At 62.8% G+C, this 26,489-nt stretch carries 21 protein-coding genes and 1 other RNA gene; 18 read left to right on the top strand and 4 right to left on the bottom strand.

Annotation, left to right across the window (positions count from 1 at the left end; genetic code table 11):
• Positions 1-10 precede the first annotated feature (10 nt).
• Positions 11-1,939, top strand: coding sequence for a hypothetical protein (locus tag AC3IMC_RS04570; protein ID WP_490917234.1), 1,929 nt, complete (start codon positions 11-13; stop codon positions 1,937-1,939).
• Between the two features lie 112 nt (positions 1,940-2,051).
• Positions 2,052-4,097: an acyltransferase family protein gene (locus AC3IMC_RS04575; RefSeq protein ID WP_490917235.1), complete on the top strand. Its 2,046-nt coding sequence runs from the start codon at positions 2,052-2,054 to the stop codon at positions 4,095-4,097.
• 352 nt (positions 4,098-4,449) lie between these two features.
• Here the strand turns inward: AC3IMC_RS04575 and AC3IMC_RS04580 are convergent, their stop codons facing one another.
• The 3 genes from AC3IMC_RS04580 to AC3IMC_RS04590 form a co-directional block, all read right to left on the bottom strand.
• Positions 4,450-6,354 carry a GH25 family lysozyme gene (locus AC3IMC_RS04580; RefSeq protein ID WP_490917236.1) on the bottom strand — a complete coding sequence of 635 codons (1,905 nt, stop codon included), beginning with the start codon at positions 6,352-6,354 and terminating at the stop codon, positions 4,450-4,452.
• 282 nt (positions 6,355-6,636) lie between these two features.
• Positions 6,637-7,362: an LGFP repeat-containing protein gene (locus AC3IMC_RS04585; protein ID WP_490917237.1), complete on the bottom strand. Its 726-nt coding sequence runs from the start codon at positions 7,360-7,362 to the stop codon at positions 6,637-6,639.
• Positions 7,363-7,558: 196 nt separating this feature from the next.
• Positions 7,559-9,859 carry a hypothetical protein gene (locus AC3IMC_RS04590; RefSeq protein ID WP_490917238.1) on the bottom strand — a complete coding sequence of 767 codons (2,301 nt, stop codon included), beginning with the start codon at positions 9,857-9,859 and terminating at the stop codon, positions 7,559-7,561.
• 294 nt (positions 9,860-10,153) lie between these two features.
• Here AC3IMC_RS04590 and AC3IMC_RS04595 point away from each other — a divergent pair, with 294 nt between their 5' ends.
• The 16 genes from AC3IMC_RS04595 (at position 10,154) to AC3IMC_RS04670 (ending at position 25,388) form a co-directional block, all read left to right on the top strand.
• A complete protein-coding gene (locus AC3IMC_RS04595) occupies positions 10,154-11,377 on the top strand; it encodes a TadA family conjugal transfer-associated ATPase (protein WP_490917239.1) in 1,224 nt (407 codons plus the stop codon).
• A complete protein-coding gene (locus tag AC3IMC_RS04600) occupies positions 11,374-12,231 on the top strand; it encodes a type II secretion system F family protein (RefSeq protein ID WP_490917240.1) in 858 nt (285 codons plus the stop codon). The genes AC3IMC_RS04595 and AC3IMC_RS04600 overlap by 4 nt, the downstream gene beginning before the upstream one ends.
• Entirely contained in the window at positions 12,228-13,169 is a 942-nt protein-coding gene (locus AC3IMC_RS04605; RefSeq protein ID WP_490917241.1) for a type II secretion system F family protein, read from the top strand. Before AC3IMC_RS04600 ends, AC3IMC_RS04605 begins: the two co-directional genes overlap by 4 nt.
• 64 nt (positions 13,170-13,233) lie before the next feature.
• On the top strand, positions 13,234-13,494 hold the full coding sequence (locus AC3IMC_RS04610) for a hypothetical protein (RefSeq protein WP_490917242.1): 261 nt from the start codon (positions 13,234-13,236) through the stop codon (positions 13,492-13,494).
• A gap of 3 nt (positions 13,495-13,497) precedes the next feature.
• Positions 13,498-13,917 carry a TadE family protein gene (locus AC3IMC_RS04615; protein WP_490917243.1) on the top strand — a complete coding sequence of 140 codons (420 nt, stop codon included), beginning with the start codon at positions 13,498-13,500 and terminating at the stop codon, positions 13,915-13,917.
• A gap of 160 nt (positions 13,918-14,077) precedes the next feature.
• Positions 14,078-14,461 (top strand): hypothetical protein, encoded by a 384-nt coding sequence (locus AC3IMC_RS04620; protein WP_490917244.1) that lies wholly within the window; start codon positions 14,078-14,080, stop codon positions 14,459-14,461.
• Positions 14,462-14,499: 38 nt separating this feature from the next.
• Positions 14,500-14,904 (top strand): pilus assembly protein TadG-related protein, encoded by a 405-nt coding sequence (locus AC3IMC_RS04625; protein WP_490917245.1) that lies wholly within the window; start codon positions 14,500-14,502, stop codon positions 14,902-14,904.
• A gap of 104 nt (positions 14,905-15,008) precedes the next feature.
• On the top strand, positions 15,009-16,124 hold the full coding sequence (gene prfB / locus AC3IMC_RS04630) for a peptide chain release factor 2 (RefSeq protein WP_454486169.1): 1,116 nt from the start codon (positions 15,009-15,011) through the stop codon (positions 16,122-16,124).
• Positions 16,125-16,309: 185 nt separating this feature from the next.
• The gene (ftsE, locus tag AC3IMC_RS04635) at positions 16,310-17,098 is read left to right on the top strand and encodes a cell division ATP-binding protein FtsE (protein WP_490917246.1); all 789 of its coding nucleotides are present in this window, start codon (positions 16,310-16,312) and stop codon (positions 17,096-17,098) included.
• Complete coding sequence (gene ftsX, locus AC3IMC_RS04640) at positions 17,095-18,009, top strand: permease-like cell division protein FtsX (RefSeq protein ID WP_221386727.1); 915 nt, start codon at positions 17,095-17,097, stop codon at positions 18,007-18,009. The genes ftsE and ftsX overlap by 4 nt, the downstream gene beginning before the upstream one ends.
• A gap of 27 nt (positions 18,010-18,036) precedes the next feature.
• Entirely contained in the window at positions 18,037-19,464 is a 1,428-nt protein-coding gene (locus tag AC3IMC_RS04645) for a peptidoglycan DD-metalloendopeptidase family protein (protein ID WP_490917247.1), read from the top strand.
• Positions 19,465-19,545: 81 nt separating this feature from the next.
• The gene (smpB, locus tag AC3IMC_RS04650; protein ID WP_490917248.1) at positions 19,546-20,019 is read left to right on the top strand and encodes an SsrA-binding protein SmpB; all 474 of its coding nucleotides are present in this window, start codon (positions 19,546-19,548) and stop codon (positions 20,017-20,019) included.
• 73 nt (positions 20,020-20,092) lie between these two features.
• Positions 20,093-20,461: a transfer-messenger RNA gene (gene ssrA, locus AC3IMC_RS04655) on the top strand.
• Between the two features lie 167 nt (positions 20,462-20,628).
• Positions 20,629-21,099: a pyridoxamine 5'-phosphate oxidase family protein gene (locus AC3IMC_RS04660; RefSeq protein ID WP_490917249.1), complete on the top strand. Its 471-nt coding sequence runs from the start codon at positions 20,629-20,631 to the stop codon at positions 21,097-21,099.
• Positions 21,100-21,189: 90 nt separating this feature from the next.
• Positions 21,190-24,366, top strand: a complete 3,177-nt coding sequence (locus tag AC3IMC_RS04665; protein WP_490917250.1) for an HAD-IA family hydrolase — start codon at positions 21,190-21,192, stop codon at positions 24,364-24,366.
• Positions 24,363-25,388, top strand: a complete 1,026-nt coding sequence (locus tag AC3IMC_RS04670) for an ATP-dependent 6-phosphofructokinase (protein ID WP_490917251.1) — start codon at positions 24,363-24,365, stop codon at positions 25,386-25,388. Before AC3IMC_RS04665 ends, AC3IMC_RS04670 begins: the two co-directional genes overlap by 4 nt.
• 79 nt (positions 25,389-25,467) lie before the next feature.
• Here the strand turns inward: AC3IMC_RS04670 and AC3IMC_RS04675 are convergent, their stop codons facing one another.
• Positions 25,468-26,472, bottom strand: coding sequence for a zinc-dependent alcohol dehydrogenase family protein (locus AC3IMC_RS04675; protein WP_490917252.1), 1,005 nt, complete (start codon positions 26,470-26,472; stop codon positions 25,468-25,470).
• Positions 26,473-26,489 lie beyond the last annotated feature (17 nt).

A 26,489-nucleotide genomic window follows, 5' to 3' on the forward strand; every position in this document is an offset into this window, starting at 1 on the left:
ACCATCGAAGATGCAAAGGGGCATTGCGGCCATCAGCGTGGGCCTCGCGATTTTCGTGCTTGTAGTAGCAGGCCGTGTGGCGGTGGGGCCCGGCGGGTTTGCTGTCCTCATCGGTACGGGACTGTTGGTGCTGGCAGTACCAACCTCTCGTTATCTTTCCCGGCGGATCCTTTTGGCTTTAGTTTTCCTTTTTGGCCTCGCTCCCGTCCTGTGGTGGCTTCCGTTTCCCATCACCACCATGGGTAGGGGCACGGCCTTGTTGGCGTCCATTGCGGGCGCTCTAGGGGCCTGGGTTGCATACGGTGCCAACAAGCGATCACGAATTCGACAGATGGTTCCCGAGGTTCGGGCCATTGACTCCCTGCCGGTGATCGCTGCTGTCTTGTCCGCCGGCTCCCTTATCAACTTCTTCAGGGCCCGGACATCCCTCGATGCACTGACGCTTCTGACCATGAACTGGGACAATGCCTCTCACTTTGACATGTATTACATGCTGAGGACCCATGGCAGGATTATCGGCGCTTTGGGCGCTTCGCCTGATGGCAGCGCCTGGCAGTTTCACAACTATCCGCAGGGCTATCACGCAGCCGTGACGTTACTGAGCGAACTGGTGAAAGGCCCGCTGGCTGCTGACCTTGAAGGGGAACTCGTCTCGTACACCATCATTAGCGCTGTTGTCTCCACCCTCGTGGCCAGCCTGGTGGCTGCAGCACTCTGCTCCATTCCCATGTTCCGGCGCAGGTTTAGTATGGCTGCCCCTGTAGTTATTTTCGTTGCTGCAGGATGGATCTACGGACCCGGAGCTGCCGCTACTATGCATGGCTTTCAAAACTTTTACGTTGCAGCGGCCCTTGTTGCCGCGTTCCTGGTGCTGATGCTGCTTCAGGTTCGGATTTTTTCCCAGCCTGTCCTTATGTTGGCCTCGATCGCGGCCGCCGTGGGTGTGGTGCACAACTGGGTTCTTCTGGGGACTCTTCTCGTCGGTGCTTGCCTGGTCATTCTTTTTCCATTGACTCGTCGGCGGTGGATCGCCTCGGGGCTCCAATATGTCACTGCTGCACTGATCGTATTCCTCGGGATACTTGCCCTTATTCCAGCAATTAAGCAGTTGTCGTCTATCTCTGCAAACGACGTGCTTTATGCTGTCGGGGGAGTCCCTCTCCCCGACTTCGGTGTCGTCAGTGCGCTCCTTATGGCAGCGCTCGCGACCAGTCTCATGATCCGCTCAACGGTGACGAGTCGGGTTTCAACGCTTTCAGTCCGACAAATTGCCAGGTCCGCGGCTTCCATTTGGACACTCGTGGCCGGACTCGCTGTGCTTGTAGTTATGGCGGCTGCCCAGATTTCGAAATCAGGCGCGTTGTCCTACTACTCCATCAAGTTGATTCTTGCCCTGGAACTCATAGCGTTGGTCGTGCTGGCGCTTTGCGTCGTCGCCTACTTCCATTCGAAGCCTCGTGAGCAGCCGAAGCAGTCGTGGTCGAGACCTGTCGCTGCGGTACTCCTGGCAGCTGGGGCGACTCAATGCTTCGGACTGACATTCGATGCAAGAGAAGTTGGATTAACCCCTAGCTCCACTTCGGCCCTCGAGCTTGAGAGGGAACGTAAGACACTGGAAGGTCCGGTGCCGGCGCACGTCGTTGCTCTGCTCAATGCCGTCGAATCAAACGGCGGTGCACCTGCCGCCTATCTCACAACCTACGGGAAAGACTTTGACGCGATACTGGCCTTTCAGTGGTACGACGCATTAACGGGGACCTACACGGAGAAGTCTTCGGCGAAGCTGATGCCGCACTTGCTACCGCTTTGGTCGGGTGTGGAAGGATTGCCGTCGGTTGTCGCCGCGCTCAAACTTGAGGATCCTGAGATTCGCATCATCGTTGACCCCGCAAATCAAGACTTACTTGGCCAGTTGATTGGCGACCCCTCCATCAGGTAGTGACACAGCCGCGGAATCACCTTGGGTCTGGTTTCTGGAACTGTCGCCCAACAGCCCTGCGGAGCATCACCCGAATAAGAACAACAATTAGCTCAGGATTCGTACTTCTCCTATGTCAACCCTAGTAGCCAGCGAGACCCGCCTCACTTTGGGCATTCGACCGGATATCCAAGCTCTTCGTGCACTCGCGGTCATGGCAGTTATCTTGTACCACCTTTGGCCTTCAAGTATCAGGGGTGGTTATGTCGGCGTAGACATCTTCTTTGTAATCTCCGGGTTCCTGATCACTTCCCAGCTCTTGCGTGAAGCGCGCAAGACGGGTTCTGTCAGACTGGGTAGCTTTTGGGCCAGGCGCGCGCGGCGGTTGCTTCCAGCAAGTCTGGTTGTCATCGCCACTTCCCTGGCAGCCACTGTCCTCTTTGTGCCCGAATACTTCTGGAAGCAGTTCCTCAGCGAGTTCGTCGCGTCTACGCTTTATTTCCAGAACTGGCGACTGCGCTGGGATGCCGTCGACTACCTTGCGCGGGACAATATAGCCTCGCCAGTCGAACATTTTTGGTCCCTTTCGGTGGAAGAGCAGTTCTACCTGGTCTGGCCGTTGCTTGTCATACTGGCATGGCGTGCGTTTTCTAGTGCCTCTCACAGCCGGAAACAGCTGCTGACGAACTCTGTTTTCATCCTCGTAACGGGATGCTCGTTGGCATACTGCATCCTCGAAACAGCTGAGGATCCTTCAGGTGCCTACTTCGCCACCACAACACGCGCCTGGGAGTTTGGGGTGGGCAGTCTACTGGCGTGCTTGCCACCAAAGTGGTCCGCTGCGCCAGCGCGACTGAAAAACCCGATAGCGTGGCTCGGGTTGTTTCTCATTTTGTTCTCTGCCGTCCTCTTCACTGACACAATGGCGTTTCCAGGCTATGCAGCAGTGGTTCCTGTCGCTGGAACGGCGGCAGTGATTTGGGCGGTTGCAGTTGATGAGAACACTCTGGCTGGCAGGCTCTTCAGTGCTGAACCATTGCAGTTCATTGGCAACAACTCGTATTCGGCCTACCTTTGGCACTGGCCCCTTATAGTCATACTGCCCCATATCCTTAATGCGCGAATAGGTTGGCAGTGGCAAATAGTCATACTGCTCCTCAGTTTCGCCCTTGCTGTTGTAACCCGGAAATTAATCGAAGATCCCCTTCGGAATAATAATCTTCTCGTACGGCGCCACCCCTCTTGGACCTATATTTCAGGTGCAGCAGCGATGGCTGTGGTTGTTGCTGTGACTGGGGCAGTTGCTGCCAGTGCTTTTACTAAGGATTCAGGCCAGAAAACACAGATCGAAGAGGCATTCAGCAAGGGCTGCCTCGGTGCCGGGCCGGCTCTGTCGGCAGGGAGGAGCTGTGAAAATTCTGTCCCCGATGATGCAATTCTTCCGAAAAGTGGAGAATTGGATGCCGACATCGGTAAGTCTTTCGACTGCTGGATTGACCAGAACAAAGGCATGAAAAGCTGCAGCTATGGGTCGAAAGACGCGCACTTGAATGTCGCATTGGTTGGTGACTCTCACGCCGCGATGCTGATTCCAGGTCTAGTCCCGGAGTTAGATGATGTGGATTGGCGGCTTGACACGTATGTTGGGTGGGGATGCCAGTGGACGGTTTCTGTCGACAACCAGTGCAGGGCCGCCAGAGCGGACATACAAGAGCATCTCCTTAATGGACACTACGACCTCGTGATCACTACGGCGGCTAGGCATGCCTACGCGGCACAGCCGTATGGGCAAGCTGTGCAGGATTACGTCACCGCATGGAAGCCCGTCATTGATGCTGGCGTACAGGTCGTGGTAATTGCTGATAATCCGAGGCCGGATGCCAGTACCCGGGAGTGTCTCATAAGTGCTCGTGATGACCTTAAAAAGGCAGAGGAGTGCGGAACGGACAAATCCAGCGCATTTGCGCTGCCGGACCATCTGGTCGATGCCGCCGCAACAGCAGGGGTACCGCTTTTGCGCTTTGATGAAGCATACTGCCAGGGTGATCGTTGCCCCATGGTCGTGAACCATATCGTTGTATATCGCGATGAGTCACACATTACGGCGACTTTCAGTAAGACGCTTGGACCCGGGATCGTACAAAGGGTGCAGAATATTCTGACCCGCGGGCACGGTTAGCCGCACGATAGCCGTACACGGCCTTTTACGCCGTGTGGCTCCGTTCTGAGGCCGGAGCAACGTCGGTGTACTACGTTCTGCACGTATGCCACGGACATCAGATCAGCTCTGGCAGCGTTCCAGGGAAGGGCGCCCGAAGACCGCATTGCCCCAACTGCAACTGCTAAAGCTCACGTGCTGCAACGACCGCTTGACGCCGAACCCCAAAGGATCAACAAACCAGACGTTGTCAGGTTGGAAGCTGGTGCCTAAACGGAAAAAACTGCTCCCCCGGAAATTACTCTGAGGTTTCAGCGTAATTTCCGGGGAGCAGTTCATCTGCACCGCCGCAACGGCGTCAGTGCTGCCGCTGTTAGCGGCGGTATACGCTGACGCCCGTAGTTGGAGTCCAGATCAGTGACCCTCCCTGGAAGTCCTGCCGGCACTCGCTGTTAGCGTTGCAGTATTCGTCGGTGTAGGGGTATCCGAGCCAGCCGTTTTCGAAGTTCTGGGTCGCCCACACGTACCGGATGGATCCGAAGGGGCTGAAGTGTGCTCCTGTGGCGGAGGACCAGATCATGGATCCGCCCTGGAAGAACTGGTAGCAGCCACCGTTCTTCAAGCCGCACACCTCATTGCTGACCGGATAACCGGTCTGGCCATTCTCCGAACCAAGCCGCTGGAAGTTTGCACGGATTGCGCCGGCAGTGACGGCATAAGCACCTGATGCGGGCGAGGAGTAGATGTCTCCTCCTTGGAACATCTGCACACAACCGGACGCTGCGTATCCGCATACCTGGCCCGAAGCGGGATAACCCAGGACGCCGTTTTCAAAGCCCATGGCCGCATAACGGTCCCGGATCGGGCCTGCGGGACTGATCTGGGCGCCGGTGCCGGAGCTCCAGATGATGGCGCCTCCTTGGAACATCTGGTAACACCCGCCACCCTTCAGGCCGCAGATTTCAGGCCCCACGACCGGATAACCCAATAGCCCGTTTTCAGATCCGGATCGCTGGTAAGTGCCCCGGATTGCGCCTTCGCGTATCGCGTGTGCGCCCGTAGCTGGAGACCACTGGATCGTTCCGCCTTGGTAGATCTGGTAGCAGCCATTGTTGACCAACCCACAGGCGATCGGGCCCCAGGGGTTCCCAATCCACGACTTGGAGGATTGGTATTCCTGGTTGAAGGCGGCTTCAATGTTGTCGCCGGCCAGCGCAAAACGCTGGAGGGACGAGTAGTCCCCGTTCCATACATTCGAGTCACCGGCGAACGGACCGGTGCTGCTGTACTGCCAGATGCTGTAGGTCCCCCAGCTGCCTGAAGGAACCGGGCCCGCGTTGTTCGTGGGTGAGCCGGGATATGCAGCAATCCACAGCGGGTAATCACCGAAGCCCGAAGGGTTTCCCAGGCACTGGTTCCACCAGCTTGTATTTGTGTAGATCACAGGCAAACGGCCGGTCAGTGCCCGAACGGTGTTGCCGAAGTCCTGGACCCACGAAGACAGCTGACCCGGGGACATGTTGTAACAGGTGTTCCCGAAGTAGAAACCGTTGATGGTCCTGCCTTCGTAGGGATTGAATTCGAAGTCGAGAACGGGGGGCATGGTGTAGCCGTCGGCTGACCAGCCGCCCCCATTCTGAACGAAGTACCGTGCCTGGTCCGCCCCGGAGGACCAGTTGGGGATTGCAAAGTGGTAGGCGCCCCGGATCATCCCCACGTTGCGTGCGCCCTGGTACTGGGAGTTGAAGAGGTTGTTGGTGAAGTAGTTACCTTCGGAAGCCTTCACGTACGCGAACCTGGCACCCATGTTCCACTGCTGCTGCCAGTCGACGCTCGTCTGGTGGCCGCTGACGTCAAGTCCCTGCACCCCGAAAGTCGGCGTCCAGGTGCCCTGGCCAGTGAGCGTCTCCGCGCTGGTCTTGGGCGTCTGGCTCTGGGCGGCCACGCGTGCTGAGCGCTGACCCATTTCTGCCCCTCCAGGTCCGATGGCTTCAGCCATGGACTGTTGCGCTTGCGCGGTGGGGCTCGCCGAGGGCAACGCGGTTTGAGTTGCGGCGCCGCTCGGTTGCGGTGCGCCGGCTGTGCTTTGAGAGGCCGACGGCGTCGGAGCAGGTTCAGCTGCGGAGGAGGGCGATGGAGTGGGCTGCGTCGTTGGGGTTGCGGGGGAGGGTTCCACAGCCAACGCTGCGCCCGGCCCTGCCAACAAACTGACTGCCAGCAGCGCTATCCCCAAGGACTTCATTGCGGGGCGACGGGACTGAGACGGGTTCCGCTTCATTTTTGCTCCGGAGACAATGTGGCGCTTCACAGGCGCTCATTAGGTTGCTGCTCGGGCGGTTCCCCCAGGAACAGGATCCGGCAGTCGGTGGATCGGTAAATTGTGCGCCTACCATAGCATCCGAGTTACATATGGGACTAGTGATTCAGTTGTTACTGGCGTGATTCCGGCCCTTAGCGGTGACTCGCGGTAACCTCCGGATGCCTGGAGGCCTTCCTGCCTAGAAGCATGAAGGCCCGGCCCCCTGGAGGGGCCGGGCCAGTCAAGTTGTGAGCCGACGAGTTAGTACCGCTGCGTCCAGAGCCTGCCGTTGGACCAGTAAATGATCCCGTCTTCAAAGCGCTGTGCCCGGGTCGTCGCATTTACAGAGTATTCGTCAGTTACGGGACGTCCCATATAGAAGTAACCACCGCTGTTTTCGTATTCCCAGCGGATAGCCCCCTGCAGCAGACGGGTGCCGTACTGGGGAGTGAAGTAGAAAGTTCCACCTTGGAAGGCCTGAACGGCGCCCCCGGCGTACCAGTAGCTTTCGTCTGATATCGGGTAGCCTGCTACTCCTGTTTGACCGCCCTTGTTCCACCACGCTTCACGAATGCCGGCACCAATGTAGTGGAGGCCGATCTGGGGCGTGTAGTACATGGTTCCGTTCGTGAAGTGCTGGGCGATAGCGCCCCCGCCCAATGCTTCTTCATCCCGGATGGGGTAGCCAGCGTCGTGGCCCACGTACCACTTGTTGTTGATTGCGCCCCACAGCGGATGTGCCCCGCCAATCGGCGACCAGAAAATCCGGCCAAACTGGAAGTTTTGTATTGCCCCACCGTCTACGGCCCATTCGGAGCTGGTAGGAGAACCCAGCGGTGAACTCGTACCGCCCAGTGCGTAGTACTTGGCGCCGATGGCGCCCCCGACGGCATAACTGTAGGCGGAAGCCGATGCGGCAAAAACTCCGCCCAGCGCCAACGATCCAACGACTGCGAGGGCAGCCAGCCTCGCACGAAAACGTGCCATGTTTCCCCCATGAAAATATTGCGTCCATGCGTCGTGACTCGACGCCTAGCTCATTATGCTGTAGGAATTTCTATTCGCTAGGGTTTGCCCGATTCTGCGGTTAGTGTCTCGATTTATGACTGAGCTTTTCCAGTAATTGGCCCCGGACGTTGCCAACGTCCGGGGCCAACCTGTTCAGGCTGCTGCAACTGTGCCGCTAGGCGTACGCCACGCTTACGCTGCCCGAGCGCCAGGTGATGCGCCCGCCTTGGAAGTCCTGGGCGTACGCACCTCCGCCTGCGGAGTACTCTGCCGTGGTCGGGTAGCCGAGGCGGCCCCGCTCGGAACCGAGGCTGACCCACGAGGACCTGATACCGCCAGTAACTATGCGTGCGCCAGTAGTGGGAGACCAGACGACTTCTCCGCCTTGGAAGTACTGCTTGGCACCCCCGGAGACAAGCCCGCCAATTTCGTCCGACGTCGGGTAGCCGAGCCCGCTGTTCGGGCCCCCGGCGTTGATCCATGTCTGGCCGATGCCGCCCTTGATAATGTGCGAGCCCGTAGCCGGTGACCAAACAATCTGCCCGTACTGGAAAGCCTGCGTTACGCCTCCGTTGGCAGTCCCATACTCGTCCGTGGTGGGGTAGCCCAGGCCGCTGGCCGGGCCGCCGGCGTTGTCCCACGTGGCGCCGATGCCGCCCTTGGTGATGTGTGAGCCGGTCGCGGCGTTCCAGGAGATCTTGCCGTACTGGAAGCCCTGCATGACGCCGCCGGGAATCGGTGCATACTCGTCCGTGGTGGGGTAGCCGAGGCCGCTGAGCGGGCCGCCGGCGTTGTCCCACGTGGCCCCGATGCCGCCCTTCGTGATCCGGGACCCGGTGGCCGCGTTCCAGGAGATCTTTCCGAACTGGAAGTCCTGCATCACACCACCGGCCATCGGTGAATATTCATCCGACGTCGGATAGCCAAGATCGCCGTCCTGCGCGCCGCTGCCCTTCCACGTCGTGTTGATGCCATTGACAACCGCGAAGGCGCCCGAGGCGGGCAGGTAAGCGATGATTCCGTGCTCGAACTCCTGGTACGAGCCGCCGAACCGCTGGTTCGTGACCTCATTGGCTACGGGAAGCCCCACGATCCCGGAGACCTCGGCGTACTTGTCTCCGATGGGACCCTGCACCGGATACGGGAGGGAGCTCTTTACAGCCAGGTCAGCGAACCAGTACCGCTTGGCCGTGTCGTCGCTGGCCAGCACCACGATGCCGCTGGCGCTGGTGACGGGCTGCTTGGTGGTGGTCGGATTATTGACGGTGGCCGAAGAGCCGTTCTGGATAATCGGCGTCCCGCGGCCGGACCCGAACACAGGGTTGTCCATGTCAGCGGTCTTCTCATAGATGCTGCCCGAAACTCCGGCGTAGGGGCACCCGCTGACGTTGGTGGACGGACCAGTCTGGAAGGCATGGATCTTGTTGTTATCCGGATCCAGCACAATTTGCGGCCGTGTCTGGCAGTCGGCAAGAGTCGAGATGGTGGTGGGCTTGGAAAACGCTCCCGTGCCCGGCTTGAACACCAGCAACTGCAGCTGGGGCTGCGTCATGTCCGCGGTGGTCTCGTCGAGGCTTGTCTTCACCGCCGCGTAGACCCTGCCGGCAGGGTCTGCCTGCAGTGACTTGAGGTTCAGATGGTCGTCGGCGATGCCCTTGCTTTGCACTGCCGGCTGGGATTTCCAGATGGTGGGCGACGTGCCGTCGGTGCGCGTAGCCCACCAGACCGAGCCCGTGGTCTGGTCGGACCACATGATCCCGATCTGCTTCTTGTTGAATGCCACTACTGCAGAAATGTCGTCCACTGCCGGGTGCACGTTGTTGACTGGAAGAACGAAGGGAGTCCCCCAGCTTGCCCCATCAGGCCCCGAATTGTTCACCATGACGCTGCTGGTGTAGCTGCCTGTCGCCGTTGCGTTGACCTCCGTCCAAGTGGCCCAGACAACGCCTGTGCTGTCCTTGTCAATGGTCATTGACTCGCTGCTCTTGGTAGCGATCGTAGCGGGGAATCCGCTGTCCAGCTTGTACGTTCCGTTGGCGTAGCTGTACCGGTAGAGCTTGGCCGGCTGGTTGGCGAGGGATGGTTCGGTCACGGTCTCGGAGGATGCGGTCACTACATGGGATGCGATGTAGAGGTGCGTCCCGTCCCAGAGGGTATCGGCGAGGGTATTTGCGCGGCTGTCGATGGGAACGCCGGTGTCCACCCACTTTTGGTTCGCGCGGTCAAGCTTATAGATGTGCCACCCGCTGCCGCTGGTCCACATGTCGGCCCACCATGCGCCGTCATTCCACCAGAGCTTGCTCTCCGGCTTATCGGCGGTGGGAGGATTGGTGGCCCCGGTATAACTGATACTGGGTGTGCCGTAGTCCAGCGCGGTCGCCGCATGTGCCGGCGTCCCGGCTCCCGCCCCAAGAGCCGCAAGCAAAAGGACTGTTGCGAGTCCTTGGCTCAGGGAGCGTCTCGTCCGTATCTTCACGATTCTCCTTAAACTCTCAGCCCCAACGCTGCCGCATCCAGGCCCCACAGGAAGCTGGTGCCCCCGCTGACCATTAACCCCGGGTGCAACTGCCCGGGCACGGGTAGTGGGTACCCCACTTACCTGGTGCTGGCTACTAGGGTCCGCGGTCTTTGTACTCAGAACCGCGTGTCATCAGTTTTGGCCTCTTTGTCCACAGCTTCGCAGGATTGACTTGTTAAGGCCGGGCAGTCTCCCTAGGCTGTTGCCAGTCGTACTGCCTCCGCCGGGGGCGGCAGTTGTCTGGGGGAACATATGGATGCGCTGGGAATCGTTGAGGACGAGGTCCGCGAACTTATCCGCCGCCGCGGCCTTGATCCATTGCGGCAGGCAGGCGAGGTTCGCCGGCTGGTGGAAGCAGCGGTCACTGACTACGACGAGCGTGCCCTCCTGGGACCGCTGCCGCCCCTCGGCCCCCTGGACGCCGCCCGCCGGTTCCTCTTTGATGCAGTAGCAGGGTTCGGAGTACTGCAGCCGCTGCTCGACGATCCTTCGATTGAAGAGATCTGGCTCAATGCTCCCAACGAAATCTATGTCGCCCGGAACGGCGAGTCGGAGCTCACCTCCCTGAGCCTGTCCGAGCAGCAGGTACGCGACCTCGTGGAGCGCATGCTGAAGAGCTCAGGCCGACGCCTGGACATGTCGTCGCCTTTTGTGGACGCTGCGCTGCCCGACGGTTCCAGGCTCCACGTGGTCATTCCCGACGTGACCCGCCGCCACTGGGCAGTCAACATCAGGAAGTTCGTGGTCAAGGCGAGCAGGCTCGAGCACCTCGTTGAACTGGGCACACTGACACCACAGGCTGCCCGGTTCCTGGGCGCGGCAGTGTCGAGCGGCCTCAACATCCTCGTTTCCGGCGCAACGCAGGCCGGCAAGACGACAATGTTGAATTGCCTTGCTGCCAGTATCGGTAGCCGGGAACGCGTCATCACCGTAGAGGAGATTTTCGAACTGCAGTTTCCTTTGCGTGACGTCGTCGGCCTGCAGTGCCGCCAGCCGAACCTTGAAGGCGAGGGTGAAATTCCGCTTAGGCGCCTGGTCAAGGAGGCCTTGCGGATGCGTCCCGACCGCCTGGTGGTGGGGGAGGTCCGCGAAGCCGAGAGCCTGGACATGCTCATTGCCCTGAACTCGGGATTGCCGGGCATGTGCACGGTCCACGCGAATTCGGCCCACGACGCTGTCACGAAGATCTGCACGCTTCCGCTGCTTGCGGGGGACAACATTTCCAGTGCCTTCGTCGTCCCTACCGTGGCTTCGTGCATCGATCTGGTGGTGCACTGCAGCCGGCAGGCCGATGGACGGCGGCAGGTCACGGAAATCCTCTCGCTGGGCCGCAGGGTGGAAAACGGAATCATCGAATCATCCCTGGTCTTCGCCGCGGACAACGGCACCTTGCGGCCGCGCGCCAACTCCATGCCCGCGGCCGAGAAATTCTCCAGAGCGGGGTACGACGTCGCTGCGCTCCTGGACCCGCGATGATATCCGCGCTGCTCGGTGCGACCACCGGGGCGGGGCTTTTCCTCATTTGGTGGTCGTGCTGGGAAACCACTGACAAGGAACACCGGGAACGCAGACCCAGCCGCCTGTCCGACCTTCTGGCGGTGGCAGGCGTCGACAGAGTCTCAACCACCGGCTTGGTTGGAACCTGCCTCGGGCTGGCCCTTTTCGTGGCGCTGGTCGTCTTCGCGCTGAGCCGGTCGTGGCCCATTGCAGCCTGCTTTGGCCTCTTTGCAGGCTGGCTGCCCATTGCCCTGCTCCGCTGGCGGGCGAAGAAGCGGCGTGCCATGCTTCGACAGCTGTGGCCGGACGTCGTCGATCACCTCCGATCGGCGATTCGCGCAGGCCTGCCTTTGCCCGAGGCCCTCATACAGCTGGGCGAGAAGGGACCGGAGGAATTGCGTCCTGTCTTTCGCGAGTTCGGCGCCGACTACCGGGCCGGCGGCCAGTTCGACGGCTCCCTGAACCAGCTGAAACACAGGCTTGCCGACCCCGTTGCGGACCGCATCATCGAAGCACTGCGGTTAACCCGGGAGGTAGGCGGATCTGACCTTGGCAGGCTGCTGGGCACCCTGGCCGAATTCCTTCGTGAAAACGCCCGCACACGCAGCGAACTTGAAGCACGCCAGTCATGGACTATCAATGCCGCGCGGCTGGCCGTCGCGGCTCCCTGGATCGTGCTGATCCTCCTCGCGACGAGGCCGGAGGCGATCCAGGCCTACAACACGCCCCTCGGCGCGGCAGTCCTGCTGGGCGGGCTGGTGGTGTCGCTGATCTGCTACACGATCATGTTGCGGATTGGTGCCCTTCCCCAGGACGAAAGGGTGCTCCGATGACCCCGATCTCCCCGGCGGGAGTACTGTGTGGAGTTGCCTTTGGCATTGGTTTGTGGCTTGTTATCTTCCGGTCGCCGCCGATGCGGGCAACTACGCTGGCAGATCGCATCGAACCCCAACTCAAGTCCCAGAACCTCGAATCGCGGCTACTGCGCGCGGGCGAGCAGAGCGCCGCACCTTTCGGGCCGCTCGGGAAGATTCTTCGGCCGGTACTCCACGATTGGCTTGCCGCTCTGGGGCGGTTGAATCCATCACCGGGGGCAACGGAACGCCGGCTGGCACAGGCCGGGATCAACAAGTCAGCCATTGACTTCCGGGCAGAACAGCTGCTGTGGGCCGCGGGCGGCTTTGTCGCGTCCCTTACTGTGATCCTGCTGGGTGCCGCCGGCGGCCGCTTCAACCCGCTCCTTGCTGCAGCGGCCATCGTTGGATGCGCAGGCGCGGGCTTTGTTCTGCGCGACTACTGGCTCGGGGTCCAGGTCCGCCGCCGCGAAGCACGCATGATGGCAGAATTTCCCAGCCTGGCCGAATTGATGGCGCTGGCCGTCAGCGCAGGAGAAAGTGCCACCGGCGCCCTCGACAGGGTATGCCGGAGCGCGAAGGGAGAGCTCTCCAAGGAGTTCTCGAAAATCCTTGCGGAAACACGGGCAGGCAAGCCGTTGGTTCTCGCGCTGCAGGAGTTCTCCGCACGAACCGATCTTGCGCCCCTGGCCAGGTTCGTGGACGGCATCATTGTCGCCGTGGAACGGGGCACGCCGCTTGCCGACGTGCTCCGTGCGCAGGCCCAGGACGTCCGTGACACTGCCAAACGCGACCTCATGGAGGCCGCGGGCAAGAAAGAAATAGCGATGATGGTGCCACTTGTTTTTGGCGTACTCCCGCTGACCGTGGTTTTTGCGGTCTTTCCCGGTATTGCCGCGATCAATCTGGGCTTTTGAAACAGGCGGAACACCACGCATCCGCGCCCATCCCACCGCAGGAACCAAGGAAGAGGTCAAAAAATTGAAAATAATGGTAGCCCGCTGCACGATGTTCGTCGTTGGCCTTGCAGCGCTCCTGCCGGTCCAGTCAGCACGCACCAACGGCCGCAGGTGGCCCTTGGCTGCAGGGCGCGGGGGCGACGACCACCCGGAGCGCGGTGACGTCCCTGGCTGGGTGATGATTACCCTCATGTCAGCGGTCCTGGTGGCGGCCCTGCTGGCGCTCGCCGGCCCAGCCCTTGAAACCATGTTCAACCAGGCGATGGACAAGGTGGGAGGCTGACTCATGGGCAAGCCCACCGCGACGCCGCCACCGGTACCCCCGGTGCTGTCCCGGGCGGGGGAACGGGGCTCGGCTGTGGTGGACTTTGTCTTGGTGGGTGGCCTGCTGACCATGTTCTTCCTCGCGGTCATCCAGTTGACACTGGTCCTGCACGTCCGCAACACCCTGATCGATGCTGCCGCCTCAGGCGCCCGCTACGGCACCCTTGCAGACCGGGACGCTTCCGACGCCTTGGAACGGACCCGCAGCCTTATCGGAACTGCCCTGAATAACAGCTTTGCCGAGGATGTCAGTACCAGCGAAGCGGACCTGCAGGGCATGCGCGTCCTGGAAGTCACAGTCAGGGCGCCACTGCCGGTCATCGGACTCATTGGGCCCCGCGGCGTGCTGGAGGTGACAGGACATGCGGCTATTCAAGGATGACATGTTAATACGCTTCCACGCCCGTCTGAGCGAGGCACTCTGCCTCCAGCGGCCGAGGATCCGTGCCGGGGACGCTGAGCGTCCACGGTGCGCCGGCACCCCGCAGCAGAGACGCCTGGGCCCTTTGACTGCGCACACACGTGAACGGGGGAGTGCAGTGGTGGAGTTTACGTTCCTGGCCCTCCTGCTAATGGTGCCCGTGGTGTACTTCATCATCACCGTGGGACAGATCCAAGGCGCGTCGTTCGCCGTTGTCGGGGCAGCGGACCAGGCAGCCAAGGTCTACGTTGCCCAACCCGATGCCTCCGCGGCCCAGGCAGCTGCCGAGGAGGCGGTGGCACTCGCCCTCGCGGATTTCGGTCACCCCGCAGAGAAAGCCACCATGGCCTTGACGTGCAGCAAGACCGACTGCCAGGCGGCCGGCGCAGCTGTGACCGTCACCGTCCGGCTGGGCGTAGCCCTTCCCTTCGTGCCGTTCGCTGATGGACTCACTGCCACGCAGGTGGAGGCCGCGTCCACGCAACTGGTGGGACGCTACAAGTGAGACCCGGGGCGGCCGACGAAGGCGGACAGATAACGGTCATGATCCTCGGCTACGTGGCCCTGGCCCTCCTGGTGGCCACGGTGGTAATGGGGATCTCGGCCGTATACCTTGAGCACAAGCGTCTCCTGTCCCTGGCGGACGGGGCATCCCTTGCCGCAGCGGACAGCTACACCCTCGGCGAAGTTGATTCGAGGGGTGGAACGCCCTCGGCCGTTCTCAACCCTGCACGGGTCAGGAACGTGGCTGCCGACTTCATAGCCCAGAGCCCTGCCGCCCGCCGCTTCTCCGGCCTGGCGGTATCAGGGGCGACGGGCACACCCGACGGCTCAACCGCCGTCGTGGTCCTGACGGCGGCCGTGCACCCGCCAGTGGTGAACTTCCTGGTTCCTGATGGAATCCGCATCGAGGCGACCTCGACGGCCCGCTCACGCCTGACCCGCTGAACCCCACGGGGGAACCACCCCCTCAGATTCTGATCGGCCGGACCCGGGCCCTGTTAACGGGCCGAGCAAGGCCATCAGCCCCGATAGCGTAGGCTTAAACGACCATGGCCAATATTGATTTTTCCGCTGAAATCCGCGCGCTCCGCGCCACCTACGAGTCCATCGAACGCGTTACCGACGTGGAGGCTCTCAAGGAAGACATCGCCGAACTCAGCGAACGGGCAGGGGAGCCGGACCTCTGGGACGATCCCTCAGCCGCTCAAAAGATCACGTCACGGCTCTCCCATCGCCAGTCCGAGCTGGAACGCCTCACAAACCTGGCGTCACGGATCGATGACCTCGAAGTCCTGGTGGAACTGGGCCAGGACGAGGACGACGCCGACTCCATGGGGGAGGCCGCCGCCGAACTCGAGTCGATCAGGAAGGCCCTCAAGGACCTGGAAGTCGTCACCCTGCTGTCCGGTGAGTATGACGAACGTGAAGCCGTGGTCTCCATCCGCGCGGGCGCCGGCGGCGTGGACGCAGCGGACTTCGCCGAGATGCTCCTGCGCATGTACCTGCGCTGGGCGGAGCGCCACGGATACCCCACCACCGTCATGGACACCTCCTACGCGGAAGAGGCCGGCCTGAAATCGGCCACCTTCGAAGTCAAGGCGCCCTACGCCTATGGCACCCTCAGTGTGGAAGCCGGAACCCACCGTCTGGTCAGGATCAGCCCCTTCGACAACCAGGGCCGCCGCCAGACCTCGTTCGCAGCCGTTGAAGTGATCCCGCTGATCGAACAGACGGACAGCATCGACATTCCGGACAACGAAATCAGGGTGGACGTGTTCCGTTCCTCCGGTCCCGGCGGCCAGTCCGTCAACACCACCGACTCCGCAGTCCGGCTGACCCACATTCCCACCGGCACCGTGGTTTCGATGCAGAACGAGAAATCCCAGCTTCAGAACCGTGCCGCAGCCATGCGTGTACTCCAGTCCCGCCTCCTGCTCCTCAAGAAGGAACAGGAAGACGCGGAGAAAAAGGCGCTCGCCGGGGACGTCAAGGCCTCCTGGGGCGACCAGATGCGCTCCTACGTGCTGAACCCGTACCAAATGGTCAAGGACCTGCGCACCGAACACGAAGTAGGCAACACGGCGGCAGTGTTCGACGGCGAAATCGACGACTTCATCGACGCCGGCATCCGCTGGCGCACCGATAACCGTAACGCCGAAAAATAAGCCGGAGGCAGGCGCCGGCAACGGCCATCCCGCGACACGCCCCCGATAGCCTGCCAAACCGCGGGCGGTCCTGAGTATAGTCAAGGGGCCGGGGCCCACTTCCCCCAAGCGAACACCCGTGCCCCGGCTGCAGAACTGGGCTGCATCCAAAAGAATCAGCCATGCCCTGCAGGGTACTTAGGGCCATGATTCGATTCGAAAATGTCACCAAGGTCTACGACCAGACAGCCCGGCCTGCGCTGGACTCCGTCAACCTTGAGATTGACCGCGGCGAATTCGCCTTCCTGGTGGGCGCCTCCGGCTCCGGCAAGTCCACCTTCCTGCGCCTGGTGCTCAAGGAAGACCGCGCCACCTCCGGCGCCGTTTACGTTGCCGGCCAGAACGTCGCCAAGATCTCCAGCTGGCGCGTCCCGCGCCTGCGCCGCGGCATCGGCGTCGTCTTCCAGGACTTCCGACTCCTGCCCCAGAAGAACGTGTTCGCCAACGTGGCCTTCGCCATGCAGGTCATCGGCAAGAGCCGCAGCGTCATCCGCGACACCGTGCCTGAGGTCCTGAAGACGGTAGGCCTGGAGGGCAAGGAACACCGCATGCCGCACGAGCTGTCCGGCGGCGAGCAGCAGCGGGTGGCCATCGCCCGCGCGGTGGTGAACCGCCCCGGAATCCTCCTGGCTGACGAGCCCACCGGAAACCTGGACCCCACCACATCCATGGGGATCATGGGCGTCCTGGACAAGATCAACCAGAACGGAACCACCGTCGTCATGGCGACCCACGATGACGACATCGTCAACGAGATGCGCAAACGCGTGGTGGAGCTGAAGAACGGCGTGGTCATCCGCGACGAGGCCAAGGCCCTTTACACATCGATGATTCCTGTCGTCGGCCAGTCGCGGCGCCTGAAGGACGCCAGCGGCAGGGAGGCGCACGACGACGGCCTGCCGGGCGAAGGCGCGGAAGGCGGGGCACAGCGATGAGGCTCGCATTCATCCTTTCCGAGATCGGCAGCGGCCTGCGCCGCAACGTGTCCATGGTGGTCTCCGTCATCCTGGTGACCTTCGTGTCCCTCACCTTCGTGGGCGCGGCCGGGATGCTTCAGATGCAGATCAACCAGATGAAGGGCTACTGGTACGACAAGGTCCAGGTAGCGATCTTCCTCTGCAGTGAAGGCTCGACGGCGCCTGGTTGCGCCACAGGGTCAGTCACCCCCGAGCAGCAACAGAGCCTCAACGCACTGTTGGAATCCCCGGCCGTGGCGCAGTACATCAACGACTTCCAGTTCGAGTCCAAGGAAGAGGCCTACAAGCACTTCAAGGACCAGTTCTCGAACTCGCCCATTGTGGACTCCGTAACCCCCGACCAGTTGCCGGCATCCTTCCGGATCAACATGAAGGACCCCGAGAAGTACCAGATCATCAGCGAGACGTTCTCCTCCCAGCCGGGCGTTGAAACTGTCATCGACCAGCGCCAGCTGCTCGAAAGGCTGTTCTCGGTGATGAACGGGGCCTCCCTGGTCGCAGTCGGCATCGCCGGCGTCATGATCGTGTGCGCCATCCTGCTGATTGCCACCACCATCAGGCTCTCCGCCTTCAGCAGGCGCCGGGAGACCGGCATCATGCGCCTCGTCGGTGCCTCCAAGACCGTGATCCAGCTGCCCTTTATCCTGGAGGGCGTCATCGCTGCCGTCATCGGCGCAGCCCTGGCCTCCGGCACCCTGTGGGCGGTGGCGCACTTCTTCCTGGGCGACTACATGTCCCGCCAGTACCCGGACACGGCCTTTATCTCCTCGGGCCAGACGCTCATCCTCGCCCCGGCGCTGCTGATCCTTGGCGCATCCTTGGCAGGAATTTCGTCTCTCTTGACCTTACGTAGATACTTGCGCGTTTAGGCTATGCAAACCGACCAAGGAATGCCCATGAACCTGACTGATCACGCCTCCCCGAAGCCCCGGCTCCGCCGTGGGCGCGCGGCTGCCCGCCGTTTGGGGATCATCAGCGGCGTCCTCACCGTCATGCTTTCCGCAGGGCTCGCCGCGCCTACGCCGGTGGCGTTCGCCGACGACCTCGAGGACCGCCAGGCCGCCCTCGAAGCCGAGGCCGCGCGCGTCCAGCAGTCGCTGGAATTCGTCGATTCCCGGATCGCGAAGGCGGCCGGTGACCTGGTGATCTACCAGGGCCAGCTGCCCGGAGCCCAGCAGGCGCTCCTCGAAGCCCAGGGGCGTGTTGCCAGCGCCGTCAAGGAGGTCGAAGCCCTTGCCGCCCGTGTGGACATGGCACAGCAGAACAAAGCCAAGATCACCCAGCAGCTTGAGACGGACAAGCAAAAGATCGCGGACACCAAGAAACTGATCGGCCAGATCGCCACCCAGGCCTACAAGTCCGGCGGCGTGCCCTCCAACCTGTCACTCTTCTTCGGCTCCAACGCCGGCAGCAGCCTGACCGAGACCATGGACCTCGCCGACCAGGCGATGCGCAGCCAAAACGCCGCCATGGACAAGCTGTCCCAGCAAAATGCCACCAACGTCAACTCGGAAGCCCGGCTGCAGGCCGTGGAAGCGGAGATCAAGGACCTTAAATCCAAGGCGGACGCAGCCCTCGAGCGGGAAAAGGCCGCCCGTGACGAAGCGGCCGCCAAGAAGGCCCAGGTCGACCAGTTGATTGCCGACACCACGCGCCTGGACGCAGAACTCCAGGCAGCCAAGCCCGGCATCCAGGCGCAACTGGCCGGTGTCCAAGCCAGCCAGAACCAGGTTGCCAACGAGATCGCTGAACGCGACCGGAAACTGCGCGAAGCCTGGGAAGCGGAGCAGCGCCGGCAGGCTGAAGCGGCCGCCGCAGCTGCCGCGGCTGCCGCGGCTGCCGCCAACCGTCCCGCCCCGCCCGTCCAGCCCTTCGTACCCAGCACCGGATCGCCGTCGGCCTTCGGACTGCGCCACCCCTTCGATGGCAGCATTCCCATCACCTCCGGCTTCGGGTACCGTTCCACTCCGCCGGGAACGATCGACTTCTACGGAACCGGCGGCTACATGCATACCGGTATCGACTTCGGCGCTGCCTGCGGAACCCCCGTGTACGCGGCAGCGGCTGGGGAAGTCTTCAGCTCGGGCTGGAACTCCGCGGACGGCGGAGGATGGCGCGTCAAGATCTCGCACGGGGTGGTGGAGGGCAACTCCCTGACCACGATCTACTACCACAACTCCAGCATCGTGGTCTCCAATGGGCAAAGGGTGTCCCAGGGCCAGCTGATCGCTTACTCGGGCAACACCGGCAACTCCACAGGATGCCACGCGCACTTCGAAACGTGGCTGAACGGCGCCGCCGTCGACCCCATGAGGCTGCTGTAGGCCGTACCGCCCGCTGTAGACTGGTAAGACTCCGCGCCGATGGCGTGGAGGACATCCAAAGTCAACCTGAGGAGTTTCCCCGTGCCCAAAGAAAGTGGCCGTAAAGTGGTGGCCACCAACCGCAAGGCCCGGCATGACTATCACATACTGGACACCTACGAGGCCGGCATCGCGCTCATGGGCACCGAAGTGAAGTCCCTGCGTGAAGGCCACGCGTCAATGGTGGACGGATTCTGCACCTTCTACAACGACGAACTGTGGATGGAAGCCATCCACATCCCCGAGTACAACCAGGGCAGCTGGACCAATCACGCCGCCCGCCGCCGCCGCAAGCTGCTGCTGCACCGCGAGGAGCTCATCAAGATCTCCCATAAGGTCCGGGAGTCCGGCTACACTATCGTCCCGCTCCAGCTGTACTTCGTTGACGGCCGTGCCAAGGTCGAAATCGGCGTGGCCCGGGGCAAGCGTGAATACGACAAGCGGCAGACGCTGCGCGAGCAGCAGGACAACCGCGAAGCCCAGCGGGAGATGCGCGAGCGCAACCGGCGGCGCTAGGAATTATTTCCCTGCGGCATGCGTTAGTATTGGTAGTCCGGCAGGCTTGCCAGCCGGTTTGGTAACAAAATATGGGGATGATCGGTTTCGACGGTGTTTGTCGCGACAGGTGAAGCGGGCCGAGGATGCAGAATTATCTCGTTAACGCTGTCTGCAAAACAATAAGTGCCAAACAAACGCGCACTGACTTCGCTCTTGCTGCCTAAGCAGTAAGACAGTCCGTCAGCCCGGGGATGCTATCGCCCCGGTACCTGGCGTCATTTAGATAGCCACTGCTGTTTACCCCCGTCATCGGGGTGGACGGGACTTTTAGGTGACTGGGCCCGGATCAGCCAGCTGTTTGCAGCATGGCTGGGGCCGAGAAAATCCGACGCAAACTGCGCCCGGAGAAGCCCTGACAACACGACATCGGACGGGGGTTCAATTCCCCCCATCTCCACATTTGTGGTGAGTCGACACATCCACTACGGATGAGTCGAGACATCAGAAACACCCCGGTCTTCGGACCGGGGTGTTTTTCGTTGGTGGTGTTTTTTGTGCCCGGTCCGCAGGGCCGTCCGGGCCTAAATCCCCTAGCGAAGCCCGGTAGCAGGCTGTAGCTTCAAGGCCATGCACAACGATCCACCGCAAACTCCCACGGAAGTACTGGACGCCGCGGCCTGCTGGGACCTCCTTCGGCGGGTCTCCGTCGGCCACCTCGCTGTGTTGGTGGACGGCTATCCCGAGGTTTTCCCGGTCAACTACAAGGTGGACCATCAATCTGTGGTGTTTCGCACGGGCGAAGGAACCAAGCTCCGGGCCGCAGCAGGTCCACTCGCTGTCGCGCTTGAAGCAGACGGCCTGGACGATGCCAGCCGCAAAGCCTGGAGCGTCCTCATCAAAGGCAAGGCCGACATACTGGAAGCTTCAAACGAACTCCTGGCCGGCGTCGGCCTCACCCTGTTTCCCTGGCAGGCCGGGGACAAAGACTACTTCGTGCGCGTCGTCCCCACCTCCGTGACCGGCCGACGGTTCACGGTGACCTCGCCGCTGACCTGGTGGAACCACGTGGAGCATCCAGCCGGCAGCGGGCCCAAGTGACAGCACCTACGTGAGGGCAGACATGGAAGGCAGGGTGTGCAGGCCCTACGGCCCTGTCCAAAACAACCCCGGTGCTGGTAGCACTGACCTATGATCGGGTCGCCCACCGCAGTTGCCGCCAAGCCGCCGTTCGACGCCGTGATCTTCGATCTGGACGGGGTGGTCACCAATACGGCGCTGGTCCACCAGGCCGCCTGGAAGGACGCCTTCGACCACATCCTCCACGACCCCCGTGTACCGGCCGGCGCCAACCGCGCACCCCTTACGCGCTCGGACTACCTCACTTTCATCGACGGCCGGCCGCGTGAGCAGGGAGTGGTGAACTTCCTGGCCGCCAGGGGAGTCCACGTCGAGCTGGGCGCCGAGTCCGACGAGGCCGGGACATGGACCGGGGTCGGCCTCGGTGCGCTGAAGAACGAAATGTTCCTCCGGCATTTGGAGCGCGACGGCGTTCAACCGTATCCGGGCACACTGCAACTGCTGCAGCGCTTGTCCGCCGCGGGAGTTCCAACTGCAGTGGTCACCTCGAGCCGCAACGCCCCGCGGGTGCTGGACGCCGCGGGCATCAGGAACCTCTTTACTGACGTGTTGGATGGAACGACGGCGGCAGGGCTCGGCCTGCAGGGAAAGCCGGCTCCGGACGTGTTCCTGGCAGCCGCGTCACGGCTGGGCGTGCCACCTGCGCACGCGGTGGTCATCGAGGATTCTGCCGCGGGGGTTGAGGCTGGACGGCGCGGCGGCTTTGGCTTGGTCGTCGGAATCGACCGCACCGGCAGCCGCCGCCAACTGGAGGCCGCCGGCGCGGGAACGGTGCTCAACGATGTGGGCGAGCTCGACCTCGGACAGGTCATCGGCAATGCCTGGCACCTCGTCTACGAAGGATTCGACGCTGGCCACGAAGGCCACCGCGAGGCGCTGACTACACTGGGCAACGGCTACATGGGCGTCCGGGGAGCCGCTCCGGAAGGCGGAGCGTTCAGCTACGCAGGAATGTACCTGGCCGGCGTCTACAACCGGGTCACGGCGAAATCGGCCGGCGAGGAGCTGATGGAAGAACACATGGTCAACGCCCCTGACTGCCTGGCCTTGGACATGCGTCTGGCCGGCAAACAGTGGTGGTCCGAGGGAGGCCTTGCCGCCGTCCGGGAGCGGCGCATCCTCGACCTGAAAAGGGCAGTGTTGGAGCGCCGGCTGCTGCTCGAAAGTGCCGATGGGCAACGCATGGAAGTGCTGCAGACCCGGTTTGTGTCCATGGCCGAACCGCATCTGCTGGCCCTCGAAACCACCGTCACGGCCCACGGCTGGAGTGGAACGCTCGAGGTGCGCAGTGGCATCAATGCCGGGGTCCGGAATGCAAACCTGCCCGAGCGGGCCCAGGGGTCGGACGTGCACCTCGCCGACAGGACGGGCGACAGCCCTGGAACCAGCCCGGATGGGACTTTCGTCGTCGAGGCGGAGACGACCCAAAGCCTGATCCGTATTGCCGCGGCATCACGCACCTGCATTTCCTCCGACGCAGGCCCGGGGGAGGGCGGGAGGAAAGGAGCGCTCCATTTTCGGACTTTCACAATCCAGCTCACCGATGGGTTGCCCGTGCGCATCACCAAGACGGTCGCCGTCGTGACCTCCCGCGACCGTGCCATTTCATCACCGGAAACAGCGTCGCGGGCCGTCCTGGCACGCACAGGCGGGGACTTCGAGGAACTGATGTCCGCCCACCACGAGGCGTGGCATCGGGAACTGGAACCGTTCATGGTGGATATTGACGCACCCGTCCAAGTCCGGCTGGTCCTGAACCTGCACATCTTCCATCTCCTGCAGACCCTGAGCCACCACACCGCCGAACTGGACGCCGGCGTCACCGCGCGCGGCCTTCATGGCGAGGGCTACCGCGGCCACGTCTTCTGGGACGAGCTGTTCGTCCTGCCGTTGCTCACCTCCAGGACCCCTGCCGTGGCCCGTTCACTGATCGAGTACCGGTGGCGCAGGCTCCCGGCGGCCCGCTACGCGGCAGCGCTCAGGGGACTGTCCGGCGCCATGTTTCCCTGGCAGAGCGGCAGTGACGGGACCGAAGAGACTCCGAAGTGGCTGTACAACGACAGGTCCGGGCGGTGGGTGCGGGACCACTCACACCTGCAAGTGCACTCGGGTCTGGCGGTCGCCTTCAACGCCTGGCAGTACTTCCAGGCCACCGGTGACAAGCTGTGGCTCCTGCAAAAAGGGGCGGAACTGGTGATCGACGTCGCCCGGTTCTTCTTCTCCCTCGCAGAGTACGATCCGAAAGCTGACCGGTACCACCTGCGAGGCGTTGTGGGGCCGGACGAGTACCACACCGGCTATCCGGGCCGGGCGACTCCGGGCCTCGACGACAACGCCTACACCAATGTGATGGCGGCCTGGGTGTGCGACCAGGCGTCAGGCATCATGGCCTTCCTTGACGGAAGCGAACGCGCCGGGCTTATGGAGCGCCTTGGAGCCACGGACGTGGAAGTGGCCGGATGGGAACACCTGGGCGCCAGGATGTACGTCCCGATCCACGCTGATGGGGTCATCAGCCAGTTTGACGGCTACGAGCAGCTGCGGGAGCTCGACTGGGAACGCTACCGCAACACCTACGGCAGTATTGAACGGCTGGACCTGATCCTGGAAGCGGAAGGCGACGGCACCAACAGCTACAAGCTCGCCAAGCAGGCAGATGTCCTGATGCTGCCCTACCTGCTGGGTCATGAAGGCCTGGTCAGTATTCTCCAGCGCCTGGGTTACGGGTTCTCGCAGGAACAGCTCAACAGGACCATCGATTATTACCTGGCCCGGACGGCCCACGGCTCCACCCTCAGCCGGGTTGCCCACGCATCCGTCCTTGCGGCAGTGGACGCTGACCGTGCGTGGGACAGTTTCAGGGAAGCGCTCGACGCCGACCTCGACGACACCCAGCACGGCACCACCCGTACGGGGATCCACCTGGGCGCAATGGCCGGCACCATTGACGTGGTTCAGCGCAGCTTCGCGGGCCTGCGGTTCAGCGGTGACACCATCCTGTTCGCCCCCAACCTGCCCACAGGCCTGCGCGCCGTGGGCTTTGAAGTGCTGTACAGGGGGCACAAGCTGAAGATCCACCTGACCGAGGGGCACCTGGACATTGCATCGGCACCCGGCAATGCCGGGCCCATTAACGTGCGCGTCCATGGCAGCACGCTGGTCCTTCCGCCAGGACAGGCCCGGCATGTCCCGCTGGCTGCCCGCACACCGGGGGTGGCAGCATCATGAGGCAGCTGGGGATCCTCAGCAGCGGAGGAGACTGCCCCGGCGTGAACGCGGTGATCCGGGGAGCAGTCCTCGGCGGGACGGTGGCGCACGGGTACGGGTTCCTGGGTTTCCGCGACGGATGGCGCGGAGTCCTGGAGCAGGACGTTGTCCCCCTGCCCAGGACCAGCGTCCGCGGCATTTCACGCCTGGGCGGCACTATCCTGGGGACGTCCAGGACCAATCCGATGGCTGGGGACGGCGTGGAAGCGGTACGCGCCAGCCTCCGCCGAAACCAGCTGGAGGGCCTGATCGCCATCGGTGGTGAAGGGACACTGGCCGCCGCCCGGGAGCTGAACAGCCGGGGCATCAACGTAGTGGGCGTGCCTAAAACCATCGACAACGACCTGGGTGCGACGGACTACACCTTCGGGTTCGATTCGGCGGTGCAAACGGCTACGGAGGCCATCGACCGGCTGCGGACCACCGGTGAATCGCATCACCGGTGCATGATCGCCGAGGTCATGGGCCGGAACGCCGGCTGGATAGCACTGCATGCCGGCATGGCCTCGGGCGCGCACGCCATCCTGATACCGGAACATCCCGTCTCCCTGGAGCAGGTCTGCGCCTGGGTACTGTCGGCCCGCGATCGTGGCCGGGCACCACTGGTGGTGGTGGCTGAAGCGTTCGCACCCGCCGGCCATGCTGCACCTTATGCACCGCGCGGGCTCGATACCTTCGGCCGGCCACGCCTCGGCGGAATTGGCCTGTTCCTCGAAGAAGAGCTGCAGAAACGGACTGGGATCGAGACCCGGGCCACTATCCTCGGCCATATCCAGCGCGGCGGGGAGCCGACCGCCTTCGACAGGGTCCTCGCCACCCGGCTGGGCCTGGCCGCAGTTCAAGCGGCGGCTGCCGGCAAATGGGGCGACATGGTCGCACTCCGCGGTACGGACATCGTCAACGTCGGACTGGAACAGGCCCTTGGCGCCCTGAAGACTGTGCCGGAGGCCCGGTACCAGGAAGCCGCAGTCCTGTTTGGGTGAGTACGGCTCCGGGTGAGTACGGCTCCGGGCGGGGTACTGTCCTGGCGCCAGCGGCTGGCGGGCTGTGAGGAACGGATTGTCAGGAACGGATCCGGAGTACCGCTGATCCGGTGATCCTGTCCGCAGCCAGGTCCTCCAGCGCCTGGTCCGCGGCGTCGAACGGGTACACCGTGGTGGTCAGGGAGACGGGGACCCGCGCGGCGAGGTCCAGGAATTCGTGTCCGTCCGCGCGCGTGTTGGCTGTCACGCTCCGCACCTGGCGTTCGAAGAAGAGCTCGGAGCCGTAATTGAGCGGGGGAATGGTACTGAGATGGATCCCGGCGATGGCCAGGGTGCCGCCGCGGTCAAGGGCACGCAGTGCTACCGGGACGAGGTCCCCGGCCGGAGCGAACAGGATGGCGGAATCAAGCGGTGCCGGCGGAATGTCATAGGCACCGCCAACATATTCCGCGCCCAATTCCCGCGCCAAGGCACGTGCCTCCGCCGAGCGTGTCATCACGTAGACGGAAGCGCCCTGGTGCAGTGCCAGCTGGGCGGTGATGTGAGCCGAACTGCCAAAGCCGTAGATACCCAGCCGTCCCCCCGCCGGCAGCGCGGCGCGCTTCAGGGCCCGGTATCCGATGATCCCCGAGCACAGCAAGGGTGCGGCCTGCTCGTCTGTGAAGGCGGTGGGCAGCGGGTAGGCAAAATCCTCGGCGACAGTGAGCTGCTCTGCATAACCGCCGTCCCTGTCCCATCCGGTGAAGACCGGTGCTGAGCAGAGGTTTTCGTCACCGCGGCGGCAATACCCACAACTGCCGCAGACACCGCCGAGCCAGGCCACGCCCACCCGGTCGCCGGGACGGAAGCGTGTGCAGTCCGCGCCCATGCCGACGACGGTTCCCACCGCTTCATGTCCTGGCACCACCTGCGGATGGTGGGGTGCCAGGTCCCCCTCCGCCAAATGCAGGTCCGTGCGGCAGACACCGCAGACAGTCACGTCCACCAGCACTTCACGGGGACCCGGCCTCGGAGCGCCGCGCTGACCCCGAACCAGGGGACGGGCAGATATGGGGCCGGGTTCACCCACCCACCAGGCAAGCACGCCGGGTCCTAACGGCT

The organism is Arthrobacter sp. E70 (assembly GCF_058266945.1).

Excerpts from the sequence above, each read along its gene's own strand:
- AC3IMC_RS04670 (WP_490917251.1), top strand. The coding sequence starts at position 24,363 with ATGAGGCAGCTGGGGATCCTCAGCAGCGGAGGAGACTGCCCCGGCGTG.
- AC3IMC_RS04645 (WP_490917247.1), top strand. The coding sequence starts at position 18,037 with ATGAACCTGACTGATCACGCCTCCCCGAAGCCCCGGCTCCGCCGTGGG.
- AC3IMC_RS04570 (WP_490917234.1), top strand. The coding sequence starts at position 11 with ATGCAAAGGGGCATTGCGGCCATCAGCGTGGGCCTCGCGATTTTCGTG.
- AC3IMC_RS04660 (WP_490917249.1), top strand. The coding sequence starts at position 20,629 with ATGCACAACGATCCACCGCAAACTCCCACGGAAGTACTGGACGCCGCG.
- AC3IMC_RS04605 (WP_490917241.1), top strand. The coding sequence starts at position 12,228 with ATGACCCCGATCTCCCCGGCGGGAGTACTGTGTGGAGTTGCCTTTGGC.
- AC3IMC_RS04575 (WP_490917235.1), top strand. The coding sequence starts at position 2,052 with ATGTCAACCCTAGTAGCCAGCGAGACCCGCCTCACTTTGGGCATTCGA.
- AC3IMC_RS04585 (WP_490917237.1), bottom strand. The coding sequence starts at position 7,362 with ATGGCACGTTTTCGTGCGAGGCTGGCTGCCCTCGCAGTCGTTGGATCG.
- AC3IMC_RS04615 (WP_490917243.1), top strand. The coding sequence starts at position 13,498 with ATGGGCAAGCCCACCGCGACGCCGCCACCGGTACCCCCGGTGCTGTCC.
- prfB (WP_454486169.1), top strand. The coding sequence starts at position 15,009 with ATGGCCAATATTGATTTTTCCGCTGAAATCCGCGCGCTCCGCGCCACC.
- AC3IMC_RS04595 (WP_490917239.1), top strand. The coding sequence starts at position 10,154 with ATGGATGCGCTGGGAATCGTTGAGGACGAGGTCCGCGAACTTATCCGC.
- ftsE (WP_490917246.1), top strand. The coding sequence starts at position 16,310 with ATGATTCGATTCGAAAATGTCACCAAGGTCTACGACCAGACAGCCCGG.
- AC3IMC_RS04625 (WP_490917245.1), top strand. The coding sequence starts at position 14,500 with ATGATCCTCGGCTACGTGGCCCTGGCCCTCCTGGTGGCCACGGTGGTA.
- AC3IMC_RS04600 (WP_490917240.1), top strand. The coding sequence starts at position 11,374 with ATGATATCCGCGCTGCTCGGTGCGACCACCGGGGCGGGGCTTTTCCTC.
- ftsX (WP_221386727.1), top strand. The coding sequence starts at position 17,095 with ATGAGGCTCGCATTCATCCTTTCCGAGATCGGCAGCGGCCTGCGCCGC.
- AC3IMC_RS04665 (WP_490917250.1), top strand. The coding sequence starts at position 21,190 with ATGATCGGGTCGCCCACCGCAGTTGCCGCCAAGCCGCCGTTCGACGCC.
- AC3IMC_RS04580 (WP_490917236.1), bottom strand. The coding sequence starts at position 6,354 with ATGAAGCGGAACCCGTCTCAGTCCCGTCGCCCCGCAATGAAGTCCTTG.